We start from the raw sequence: 12,183 nt of genomic DNA on the forward strand, positions 1-12,183 counted from the left end.
CTGCGGTTGACGGATTACATGTAGCCCTTCGGGAACGGATTCGGCTGGATCGGCTGCTCCGACTGCGCCACGACCTTGAACTGGCCGTCCGCCTGTCCTTCGCCGATCAGCGAACGGCTCCACAGGTGATGGTTCGGATCGACCTTCGCGTAGCCTTGCGGCGCGTTCGCCACTTCGATACCGGCCGAATGCGCGACCACCTTGTCGACGTCGAAACTGCCCGCGCGCTCGCACGCGGCCTTCCAGATCCACGGACCGAGATAGGCGGCCTGCGTGACGTCGCCGATCACCGACTTCTGGCCGTAGCGCGCCTTGAACGCCGCCACGAACTTCTTGTTGTTCTCGTTATCGAGCGACTGGAAGTACTTCATCGACGAGAAGAAGCCCGCGAAATTCTCGCCGCCGATGCCGAGCACTTCGTCCTCCGTGACCGAGAGCGTCAGCAGGAACTGCTTCTGCGGCGTGATGCCCGCGGCCTTGAGCTGCTTGTAGAACGCCACGTTCGAGCCGCCCACCACGGTCGCGAAGATGCAGTCCGGGCGCGCGAGCTTGATCTTGTTCATCAGCGAGGCGAACTCGGTCGTGCCGAGCGGGTAATACTCCTCGCCCACCACCTTCGCGTGCAGATGCTGTTCGATATGGCGGCGCGCGATCTTGTTCGACGTGCGCGGCCAGATGTAATCGGAGCCGATCAGGAAGAAGGTCTTCGCTTTCTTCGTGTTCGAGGCCCAGTCGAGCGCCCAGAGAATCTGCTGGGTCGCTTCCTGGCCCGTGTAGAACACGTTCTTCGACTGTTCGAGGCCTTCGTAGAAGGTCGGGTAATAAAGCAGGCCGTTGTCCTTCTCGAAGACCGGCAGCACCGCCTTGCGCGAGGCCGAGGTCCAGCAGCCGAACACGGCCGCGACGTGATCGTTTTCCAGCAGCTTCTTCGACTTTTCGGCGAAGGTCGGCCAGTCGGACGCGCCGTCTTCCTGAATGATCTGCACCTTGCGGCCCAGCACGCCGCCCATCGCGTTGATCTGCTCGATGGCGAGACGTTCGGCCTGGATCGAGCCGGTTTCCGAAATCGCCATCGTGCCCGTGGCCGAGTGCAGCTGGCCGACCGTCACCGTGGTGTCCGTGACCGCGAGTCCCGTGGTGTTGACCTTCGCGGTGGGCGGCGTTTGCGCAAACGCGCCGCGTGAGAAGCCCATCGCCATCAACGGCGCGGCGGCCAGGCCGCCGAGCATTTTCCGGCGCAGCGGCGAAGGCATCGGGGCATCGTCATCGAATCGATCGTCTGCGGACATCACGTTCTCCTTATCGGGTGCCCGGCGCTGAACGCTGCGGGCTGGGTCGAGGGTTGGACGCAATGTAGAAAGCCAAATTGACGACCGGAATACGTCGATTGACGTATTCCCGGCGCGCGCACTGGAATGTAATTTGCATCGCACTGCGATCCCGCGCGCCGCCGCGGTTTCCGCCGCTTTCGCACCAATCCGGAACATCGTCATGTCCCAGAGTCACCCGTCACTGGGCGCGCCCAGCACGCAACGCATCGTCAAGGTGCGCCGCGACTACAACGCCTGGGTCGGCGACGAAACCCTCGAGGACTACGCGCTGCGCTTCACGCCGCGTTCGTTCCGGCGCTGGTCGGAGCTGCGCGTGGCCAACACCGCGATCGGCGCGGTGTCGTTCTTGGTGCTGGAGGCGATCGGCGGCAGTCTCGTCGTCAATTACGGCTTCACGAACGCGTTCTGGGCCATCGCCGCGGTCTCCGTGCTGATCTGGCTGACGAGCCTGCCCATCAGCTATTACGCCGCGCGCTACGGCGTGGACATGGACCTGCTCACGCGCGGCGCGGGCTTCGGCTATATCGGCTCGACGGTCACCTCGCTGCTTTACGCGGTGTTCACGTTTATTTTTTTCGCGCTCGAAGCGGCCATCATGTCGCTCGCGCTCCAGCTTTATTTCCACATATCGCTGGCGATTGCCTACGTGGTGAGTTCGCTCGTGGTGATTCCGATCGTCATGTTCGGCATCACGTTGATCAACCGCCTGCAAAGCTGGACGCAGCCGCTCTGGCTCGTGCTGTTCGTGCTGCCCTACGCCGCCGTGCTCTGGCATCACCCCGATCTGCTCGCGCAATGGACCACCTTCGCGGGCTTCGCGCCGCAGGGCCGCGCGTTCAGTCTGATCGCGTTCGGCCAGGCGTCGACGGTCGTGTTCGCGCTGATCGTGCAGGTCGGCGAGCAAGTGGACTATCTGCGCTTTCTGCCGCCGCTGACCGCGAAAAACCGCACGCGCTGGTGGCTCGCACTGCTCTCGGCGGGACCGGGCTGGATCGTGCCGGGCGCGCTCAAGATGCTCGGCGGCGCGTTTCTCGCCTTCGTCGCACTGCAGTACGAAGTCGATGCGGGCCACGCGGCGCAGCCCACGCAGATGTATCTCGTCGCCTATCACCTGCTGCTCGATCCCTTCGGGCTCGCGAGCTGGGCGCTGCCCGCGATGACGCTGTTCGTGATCGTCTCGCAGTTGAAGATCAACGTGACCAACGCGTATGCGGGCTCGCTCGCGTGGTCGAATTTTTTCGCGCGGCTCACGCACAGTCATCCGGGCCGCGTGGTATGGCTCGTGTTCAACGTGATGATCGCGTTGCTGCTGGTGGAAATGGGCGTGTTCGACGCGATCGGCAAGGTGCTCTCGCTCTATGCGAACATCGCGATTGCGTGGGTCGGCGCGCTGTTCGCCGATCTCGTCATCAACAAGCCGCTCGGTTATAGCCCGCGCCATATCGAGTTCAAGCGCGCGCATCTCTACGATGTGAATCCCGTGGGCGTGGGCGCGATGCTGATCGCGGCCGCCGTCGCGATGCTCGCGCACAGCGGCCTGTTCGGCGTGCTCGCCAAGGCGATGTCGTCGTTCATCGCGTTCGGCGTGGCCTTCGCGTGCGCGCCCGTGCTCGCGGTGATCACGCGCGGACGCTACTACATCGCGCGCGCCGCGCAACCGACCGGCGACGCCACCTCGCTGCGCTGCGCGATCTGCGAAAACAGCTTTGAGCCCGACGACACCGCGTACTGCCCCGCCTACGGCGGCACGATCTGCTCGCTGTGCTGCTCGCTCGATTCGCGCTGCCATGACCGCTGCAAACCGCACGCGCGCTTCGCCTCGCAGGCCGACCGCGCGCTGCATCGCGTGCTGCCCGGCGCGCGGCTCGGTCCCGCCGCGCTGCGTCTGATTCACTACGCGAGCCTCGTATTCGCGATGCTCGCCGTGCTCGGCAGCGTGCTCTATCTGATCTGGTCGCAAAGCGCCACTTCAGTGGCCGCGGCCGATTCGATCGTCGGCCCTGCCATTGGTCACGCGATTGCGAGCAGCTTCCTGAAGATCTTTCTCGCGCTCTCGCTGGTGGGCTGCATCGCCGCGTGGTGGTTCGTGCTGGAGCGCGAAAGCCGACGCGTCACGCAGGAAGAATCGCAGCGGCAAAACGAATTGCTGATGCTGGAAATCGACGCGCACCAGAAAACCGACGCGGCGCTCAAGCGCGCGACCGCCGCCGCCGAATCGGCGAATCAGGCGAAAAGCCGCTATGTGTCCGGCCTGAGCCACGAATTGCGCACGCCGCTCAACAGCATTCTCGGTTACGCGCAATTGCTGCTGCAGGCGAAAGACGAACTCACGCCGACGCGTTACAACGCGGTGCGCACGATCCATCGCAGCGGCGAGCATCTGCTTGCGCTCGTCGACGGTTTGCTCGACGTCGCGCGCATCGAGGCGGGCAAGCTGCAACTGAATATCGCCAAGGTGCCGCTCGCGGATTTCGTCGCGCACGTGACGTCGATGCTGCGTCCGCAGGCGCTCGAAAAAGCGCTCGCCTTCGACGTGCAGACGGTCGGACGCCTGCCCGCCACCGTGCGCACCGACCAGAAATGCGTCGGCCAGATCCTCACCAATCTGATTGGCAACGCGATTCGTTTCACGTCGAGCGGCACGGTCACGCTGCGCGTGAGCCACGTGCTCGACACGCTCAAATTCGAAGTCGCGGATACCGGACCCGGCATTCCGCCCGCCGAAATGGAGCGCCTGTTTTTGCCGTTCGAGCGCGGCGTGGCGGCGCACGCGCACGATCACGGCGCGGGCCTCGGCCTCACGATCTGCCGTCTGCTCACACAGGCGCTCGGCGGCAGTCTCGAAGTGGACAGCGAAGTCGGGCGCGGCACGCGCTTCGTGGTGCGCCTGTTCGCGCCCGCCGTCGACAGCGCCGCCGCCACGCATACCGAACTCGCGTCGATACGCGGCTACACGGGCCCGCGCCGCGCGATTCTCGTGGTCGACGATCTCGACGATCAGCGCGGCATCGTCGTGCAGTTGCTCACGCCGCTCGGCTTCGACGTCGCCGAAGCGGCCAGCGGCACCGACGCGCTGCGCTGGCTCGCCACGCACACGGTGGACGCGATCATCATGGATATTTCGATGCCGCTGATGGACGGCTACGAGACCAGCCGCCTGATCTCCGAAAACCAGTTGTCGAACGCGCCCATCGTGCTGCTCTCGGCCAACGCCTTCGCCGACGACCGCGAGCGTGCGAGCGCGACCGGTTGCGCGGGTTATCTGGTGAAGCCCTTGCAGGTGAATCTGCTGCTCGACAAGCTCGCGCAATTGCTCGCGTTCGAGTGGATCGCGTCGGAGACGAGCGCGCCCGCGCTGCCGGACGCGACAGCGGCGAACCACGCGAAGCCCGCATCGGCAGCTTCGGGCGCGCCGCCCGCGCCTGTCGCGTGGCCGCCCGAACTCATCGACCATCTGCATGCGCATCTTGAAGTCGGCTACGTGCAGGGCGTGGTCGAACAGCTCAATGCCGCGCACGCTACCTGGCCCGCGTTGCAGGATCAGATCGACGTGCTGCGCGCATTGGCCGAACGCTTTCAGCTAAGGGAACTCGAGCATGAACTCGACCGACTTGCGCGCGGCGCCGGCGCCGCATGACGTGATTGAAGCGCACGCCGCGCACGCGCCAACGCCACGCGCGGACGACGCGGCCGTCTGGCTGCGCGACCGCCCCGTGGTGCTGATCGTCGACGATACGCCGGACAACCTCGCGTTTCTCTCCGATACGCTGCAGGCGCACGGCTATGCGGTGCTCGTCGCGCTCTCGGGCGAGGACGCGCTCAAGCGTCTCGCGCGCGTGACGCCCGACGTCGTGCTGCTCGACGCGATGATGCCCGGCATGGACGGCTTCGAAACCTGCCGCCGCATGAAGCAGGACGCGCGGCACGAGCATCTGCCCGTGATCTTCATGACGGCGTTGACCGAGACCGAGCACGTGGTGCGCGGCTTTCGCGTGGGCGGCATCGATTATGTGACCAAGCCGGTGCGGCCCGAGGAGTTGTGCGCGCGCATCGGCGCGCATGTGCAGCGTTCGCGCGCGCAGCTTTACGCGCAGGCGGCGCTGTCGCTCGACGCGCGCGCGGCGCTGATCGTCGGCGCGGACGGCACGATCCGCTGGCAGAGTCCGCAGGCCGCGCATCAGATCGCGGCCTACGACACGGGTCGCGCGGATACGGCCACCATCCGCGATGCCGACGATGTCGACGATGTCGACGATGCGCAGCCGAAGCTGCCGCCGTCGCTGCGCACCTGGTTCGTCGACTGGCTGGCGCGCGGCGCGCAGAGCGACGCCGTTCACGAATTCACCTCGGGCCACGTGCGGCGCTCCGCCAGCGCGACGCCCGCGCCGGAGCCGGGCGAGTGGATCGTCATCCTCAAGGAAACCGACGACACCGTGCATCGCAATGCGCTCGCCGAACGCTTCGGCCTGACCGCGCGCGAAGCCGAAGTGCTGCTCTGGGTCTCGCGCGGCAAGACCAACCGCGATATCGGCGACATCCTCGGCATGGCGGCGCGCACGGTGAACAAGCATCTCGAACATCTGTTCCGCAAGCTGCATGTCGAGACGCGCGCGGCAGCGGCGGGCGTGGCGATCAAGACGCTCGATCGCGCCTGACATCCGCGCAAAACGGAACCTTTTGGTACCGTTTTGTGAGCGCTGCCGTTAGCAACGCGAAGCCGCATCGTCAGCCGAATGCAACCCTGTCGTAAATATTTGCACCGATACAACACGCATTGATTGTAGGGAATTACCCGTAGTAGGATGCGCGACTCAATTAATAATGATTCGCATTTAGCCTGGGGTTCTTTTCAATGCGTCACCGCCAGATCTACGCGGCACTGCTGCTCGCCTTCTCCGCCACCCCAACGCTCGTGTTCGCGCAAGCCGCTTCCGCCGATGCCGCCAGCGCCGCATCCGAAAGCTCTCAGAAAGCCGGTGCGGACGCGTCCGCAAGCTCCGCCGGCACCGGAAAAAGCGCCGCCGGCAACGCAGAATTGCCGACTGTAAAGATCAGCGCGAGCGGCGCACCGCCCGCCGCCTTCGACATGCCCGCCGCCGCGCAGGTGACGAAGTCGTCGGTGCCCTTGAAGGAAACGCCGCAGTCGATCAGCGTGGTGACGCGCGATCTGATGGACGCGCAGCAGGTCCAGACGCTCAACGACGCGCTGCACGACGTGCCCGGCGTGATCTCGGGCACCTATGGCCGGCGCGGCTGGGACGACTTCATCATTCGCGGCCAGACCGCGTCGGATTCGGTCTACCTCGACGGCCTGCGCGCCGCCATCAACAACCGCTTCGCCGAAGAGACCTTCGGCCTGCAGCAGATCGAAGTGCTCAAGGGACCGGCCACGCTGCTCTCGGGCCTCGTGCTGCCTGGCGGCATGGTCAACGAAGTCAGCAAGCGCCCGGTGGACTACACCTTCGCCGACGTCGACGCCACCGTCGGCAGCCACGGCTACTACCAGGGCAGCGTCGATATGGGCACGCCGCTCTCGGAGAACGGCAAGGCCGCGTTCCGCATCAACGCGCTGGCGATGAACTCGAACGACGCCACGAATTACGTCTGGTCGCGCAATCGCTACATCGCGCCGTCGCTCTCGCTCGATCTCGGTCCGCGCACCGAATTCACGATCCTGACCAGCTATCAGGAACGCAATTACATCCGCCAGCAAGGCCTGCCGTGGTCGGGCTCGGTGCTCGCGAACAAGAACGGCAGCCTCTCGCGCAGCACCTTCACGGGCGAGCCCGACCAGCAGCCGTACTCGGGTCACGAGGCGCGCGTGGGCTACAGCTTCGCGCATCACTTCGATTCGGGCTGGACCGTCAACCAGAACTTCCGCTGGCAGCAGTTCTCGCTCGGCGGCCAGCTGGTCGCGATCGGCAAGGTCGCCTCGAACGGCTACACGCTGAGCCGCACGGCCAGCGATTCGCAATGGTCCGGCGACACGATCTCGCTCGACAACAACGCGCAAAAAACCTTCGATACCGCGCTCGGCCGCCACGAAGTGACGTTCGGCATCGACTACATGCGCGGTCGCGAGGACGCCGCCACGACCACCTGCACGGTCGGCTCCATCAACATGTACGACCCGGTCTACACCGGCACGATCACCTGCCCGTCCACGCCGAAAACGCATACGTACACCACGATCCGCGATCTCGGCTTCTACGCGCGCGATCAGATCGCGCTCGGCCAGCGCTGGCGCGTGCTCGCGGGCGTGCGTTACGACAACGCGTCGAGCGACGTGCTCAACGAACTCAAGGACACGCGCAGCGGCAATCCGTCGAGCGCGACCACGGGCTCGGTCGCGCTGATGTACGAACTGCTGCCGGGCGTGCGTCCGTACGTGAGCTACGCGACCTCGTTCTATCCGAACAGCGGCGCGGACGTGAACGGCAGCGCGTTCGATCCGGAAACGGGCAAGCAGTGGGAAGCGGGCGTGAAGTTCGACATCGAAAAAGGCCGCACGAGCGTGACGGTCGCGGCGTTCGATCTGCGCCGCCGCAACGTGCTCGAAGACGATCCGAACAACGACGGCTACAGCATCGCCGTGGGCGAGGAGCATTCGCGCGGCTTCGAATTCAGCTTCAACACGGCGCCGACCAATCACCTGAGCGTGACGGGCGGCTATGCTTACACCTCGGCCGTGATCGCCGACGACGGCGGCCAGACGCCTTCGACCGACGGCACGCGCATCAACAACGTGCCGCGTCACAGCTTCAACGTGTTCGCGCGCTACAAGCTGCCGGGCGAGCTGTATCGCTGGGAAATCAACGGCGGCGTGCGCGGCCAGAGCAGTATGTACGCGTACGGCTACACGATTCCGGGCTTCGTGGTCAGCGACGTGGGCGTGGGCTATAGCGCACCGCGCTGGCACGCGGCGCTGCGTCTGAGCAACATCTTCAACCGGCATTACTACACGGGCGGTTTGAGCAATGCCGTCGCGCTCGGCGACGACCGCGCGGTGATGCTCACGATGGGGTATCGCTATTGAGCGAAGACTGAGCGAAAACTGAGGGAAGTGAGGCGGCTGCGCGTGGAGATCGTGCGCAGCCGTGAAAGGCCATCAGGAAGACGGTAAAGAACGCAGCGTCAGCCGCGTTTGCGCAGCGGATCGAGCAGGCTGCGCAGACCGTTGTGGTCCATCTCCTGCATCAACGCAAGCAGACGGCCGATCTCGCCAGGCGGAAAGCCTTCGCGGGCGAACCAGTTCAGATAGTGCCCCGGCAGGTCGGCGATGAGCCGACCTTTGTATTTGCCGAACGGCATGGCGAGGGTGACGAGGCGTTCGAGGTCTTCGACTTTCATGAGAAGCGGCGGAAAAGCAGGCAAGCGGGTGAACGCATGATACCCGCCCTGCTGCGCCGCTTCACGTCATCAGAACGTTTCCCAGTCGTTGCTATCGTCCTTCGCGATTACGACCGCTTCGCGCACAGGCGCGCGCGGCTCGGTTCGCGCCTCGGTTCGCGGCTCTGCTCGGGCCTCGATCTGCTTCGGCTTCGGCGCGGGCTTCACGCTGGCCGCGCTGCTCACACGCTTCATGCCGGCCTGGCTCGACTGGCCCGCCGGCTTGGACGCCAGCACCGGACGGCGCAGCGGCTCGACAGCCGCCGAACTCGCGCCCGAACCGCCCGCGAGGTGGAACACCGACACCGCCTCGCGCAGACGCTGCGCCTGATCTTCGAGCGACTTCGCCGCCGCCGCCGCTTCCTCGACGAGCGCCGCGTTCTGCTGCGTGACGTTGTCCATCTGCACGACGGCCTGATTGACTTCCTCGATGCCGGTGCTCTGCTCCTCGGCGGCCGCCGCGATTTCACCGACGATGCCCGACACCTGGCGAATCGAGTCCTTGATTTGCGACATCGACGCGCTGACCTGCGAAGCCTGATGCGCGCCGCCTTCGATCGTCGCCACCGACGCGCCGATCAACTCCTTGATCTCCTTCGCCGCCGCCGCCGAGCGCTGCGCGAGCGAACGCACTTCGCTCGCCACCACCGCGAAGCCGCGCCCCTGCTCGCCCGCGCGCGCCGCTTCCACGGCCGCGTTGAGCGCGAGAATGTTGGTCTGGAACGCGATGCCTTCGATGATCGTGGTGATCTCCGAAATCTTGCTGGAGCTTTCGCTGATCTGCGACATGGTCGCGACCATGTCCTCGACGGTCGACGCGCCGCCGTCCACGACCTGCGTCGCGTTGCTCGTCAGTTCGCTCGCGTGGCGCGCGTTGTCGGCGCTCTGGCGCACGGTCGTCGTAATCTGCGTCATGCTCGACGCGGTCTCTTCGAGCGACGCGGCCTGCTGCTCCGTGCGCGCCGAAAGATCGGTATTGCCCGCCGCGATTTCGATCGACGCCGACTTCACGCTCTCGGTCGCGTCGCGAATGCCGCGCACGGTGCCTTCGAGCTGGTCGCGCATCTCGCGCAGCGAAAAGATCAGGCTCGACGTGTCGTCGCCCTGCACTTCGACGCGCTGATCGAGACGGCCTTGCGCGATGTTGCGGGCGATTTCCTGCGCGTAAGCCGGTTCGCCGCCGAGCTGCTTCAGAATGCTGCGCGTGATGAGAACCGCGAGCGCGATCGAGATCACGAGGCCCGCGAGCGCGAGCGCCATCAAGGTGCCGCGCCCCGCGTTATAGGTCGCATGCGCCGACGCGGCGGCGCGCTTGTTCTTGTCGACTTCGTAGTCGCGGAACCGGCCGATTGCATCGGTCCACGATTGCAGCGCGGGCGACGTCTGCTGATTGAGCATGTCGGCGGCCGTGGCGTCGCCCTTCATGCCGAGCGCCGCGTTGTTCATCACGAGCGGTTCGGCGGTCTGCGCGAGCTGGTTGATCTGATTGACGAGTTCGCGCTCCTGGTCGTCGGTGTCGTCGCTTTGCTGGAGCAAGGCCGAGACCTGCGTGATGGCGTCGTGATAGCTCGCGAGTTTTTCGTCGACGCTGCGCTTTTGCGCTTCCATGCCGGCGGTGTCGTGCGTGACGATCAGGCGTTGCATCGCGAGCGACGCGCCTTGCGCCTTGCCGAGCGCGCGGCCGACGAGGCCGATCTTGGCCGAGCCCGAGTCGAGCCCCGAGGCGATCACGGTGTTGAGCGAATGCAGGACGACGAGCGACGCCCCGACGACGATGGCGAACAGCACCAGCAGGACGCCGAAAGCGACTGAGAGGCGCGTCCCTACGTTGAATCGCGAAAGCTGCATGAGAGACAATCCCCGAAAATGAAAAAAGGTGTCTCTTCCGTTTGCTGTCGCCCCTAAAGACCAAGGGTTGTTGTGATGGCCGGCGCCGCCGCCCAGCTTGCCGTTCTGGCGCAATCGATGTTGGATGTGTGTGCTTTGCGCCGCGACAGTCGGTGTATCGGCAAGTCTGAGCCAAACTTTAGACGAATACCTCGAATGGCGGCGCAGGCCTTATTCCACGGGCCGCAGATGGCGCGCGAACCACTGCGCCGCGCACCGGCTCGTGGTGTCGAAATGCTCGACGTAGGGCGTGAAATGGCCGCCGGCGATCATCTCCAGCTGCTTGGGCTGGAGCGCGTCTTCGTAGGCGCGCAGGCAGAGATCGGTGGCGGTCAGCGTGTCGGCGTCGGCGACGATCATCAGCAGCGGCGTCGGGCTGATGCGCGCGATGTAGACGCCCGGTTCGTTTTCGCGCGAGCGTTCGGCGCTGCGCAAGGTCACTTCGTTGCGCCAGGCCGGCGCGAAGGCCGCCGTTGCCGCGAAGAACGCGTGGCTGTCCGCGCCCGCCATCGCGCAAGGTTCGGCGGGATCGGCGCTGGTGGCGGGCAGCATCGCCGGTGCGCCGCCCGCGAAACGCTGCGCGCGGTCCGCTTCGAAGCGGGCCAGCAGCGCGGGCACGTGATCCGCGCGCGTGCGCCGCAACGCCGACTGATAGCCGCTGATCTGCGGCACCTGCGAGACCACGCACTTCACGCGACGGTCGATCGCGGCGACTTCGAGCACGTGACCGCCGCTGAAGCTCGTTCCCCAGATGCCGATGCGCGACGCGTCCACGTCGGCGCGCGTCTGCACGTAGCTGATCGCGTCGCGATAGCCGCGCTTCTGCACCACCGGATCGACTTCCTGGCGCGGCAGACCTTCGCTTGCGCCGAAATTGCGATGATCGTAGACGAGCACGGCGAAGCCCGCCGCCGCGAAGACCTCGGCGTAACGGTCGAGATATTGCTCCTTGACCGCCGAAAAGCCGTGCGCCATCACGATGGCCGGATGCCGTCCCGCTTCCGCCGACGGCAAGTAAAACCAGCCGCGCAGGCGCGCGCCTTCCGAATCGAACTCCACGTTTTCACGTTGCATCGCGTATTCCTCCTGAGTTGAGCGTTTCAAGACGATACGCAGACGCGGCACGCGCTGCGTCGCGCGGCCGGACATCCGCTACGCCGGATCGGACAGCTTGCAAGCGGACGGGTCGAAATACGCGCTCGGCGTCGCGCCCGTCACGCGGCGGAACATGGCCGCGAACGCGCCCGGTGTGTCGTACCCGAGCGCGGCGCTCACGTCGGCGACCGGCATGCCGCTCGCGAGCAGCGGCAGCGCGTGCTGCACGCGCACGAGCTGACGCCAGTGCACGAACGACAGCCCGGTTTCGGCGATAAAGAGCCGCGCGAGCGTGCGCGTCGACGCGCCCGCCTCGGCGGCCCAGGCACCGCGCGTGCGCGGATCCCCGGCCCCGCGGAGAAACGCGCCGCCGAAGCCTGTGCGACGGCGGCGGCCGCCCGCGCGCCAACGCGCCGGATGGCCTGGCCCGCGGTCGGTCTCACCACGCGGATGCGCGACGCGCCGCGCGGCGCGGCCCGCT

8 protein-coding genes are annotated in these 12,183 nt (G+C 65.9%); 3 read left to right on the forward strand and 5 right to left on the reverse strand.

The annotated features are described in order from the left end of the window. Positions 1-14 precede the first annotated feature (14 nt). Positions 15-1,289, reverse strand: coding sequence for an urea ABC transporter substrate-binding protein (urtA, locus tag G3N97_RS18925; protein ID WP_065060960.1), 1,275 nt, complete (start codon positions 1,287-1,289; stop codon positions 15-17). A 202-nt stretch (positions 1,290-1,491) separates the two neighbouring features. Between urtA and G3N97_RS18930 the strand changes: the two genes are divergently transcribed. The 3 genes from G3N97_RS18930 (at position 1,492) to G3N97_RS18940 (ending at position 8,367) form a co-directional block, all read left to right on the forward strand. Next, positions 1,492-4,968 carry an ATP-binding protein gene (locus G3N97_RS18930; RefSeq protein ID WP_205994599.1) on the forward strand — a complete coding sequence of 1,159 codons (3,477 nt, stop codon included), beginning with the start codon at positions 1,492-1,494 and terminating at the stop codon, positions 4,966-4,968. 76 nt (positions 4,969-5,044) lie between these two features. Continuing rightward, positions 5,045-5,986 (forward strand): response regulator transcription factor, encoded by a 942-nt coding sequence (locus G3N97_RS18935; protein ID WP_346778085.1) that lies wholly within the window; start codon positions 5,045-5,047, stop codon positions 5,984-5,986. Between the two features lie 197 nt (positions 5,987-6,183). Beyond that, complete coding sequence (locus tag G3N97_RS18940) at positions 6,184-8,367, forward strand: TonB-dependent siderophore receptor (RefSeq protein WP_205994601.1); 2,184 nt, start codon at positions 6,184-6,186, stop codon at positions 8,365-8,367. Between the two features lie 98 nt (positions 8,368-8,465). On the opposite strand, the gene G3N97_RS18945 is transcribed toward G3N97_RS18940, so the two are convergent. The 4 genes from G3N97_RS18945 to G3N97_RS18960 form a co-directional block, all read right to left on the reverse strand. Then, positions 8,466-8,681, reverse strand: a complete 216-nt coding sequence (locus G3N97_RS18945; RefSeq protein ID WP_065060963.1) for a DUF3820 family protein — start codon at positions 8,679-8,681, stop codon at positions 8,466-8,468. 69 nt (positions 8,682-8,750) lie between these two features. After that, entirely contained in the window at positions 8,751-10,568 is a 1,818-nt protein-coding gene (locus tag G3N97_RS39985; RefSeq protein ID WP_205994602.1) for a methyl-accepting chemotaxis protein, read from the reverse strand. Positions 10,569-10,778: 210 nt separating this feature from the next. Then, positions 10,779-11,681: an alpha/beta hydrolase gene (locus G3N97_RS18955; RefSeq protein ID WP_205994603.1), complete on the reverse strand. Its 903-nt coding sequence runs from the start codon at positions 11,679-11,681 to the stop codon at positions 10,779-10,781. Between the two features lie 78 nt (positions 11,682-11,759). Then, a partial coding sequence (locus tag G3N97_RS18960; RefSeq protein WP_205994604.1) for a helix-turn-helix domain-containing protein occupies positions 11,760-12,183 on the reverse strand: 424 nt, incomplete at its 5' end.

The sequence above is a fragment of the Paraburkholderia sp. Ac-20347 genome (assembly GCF_017104805.1).
GTDB classification, from domain to species: domain Bacteria; phylum Pseudomonadota; class Gammaproteobacteria; order Burkholderiales; family Burkholderiaceae; genus Paraburkholderia; species Paraburkholderia tropica.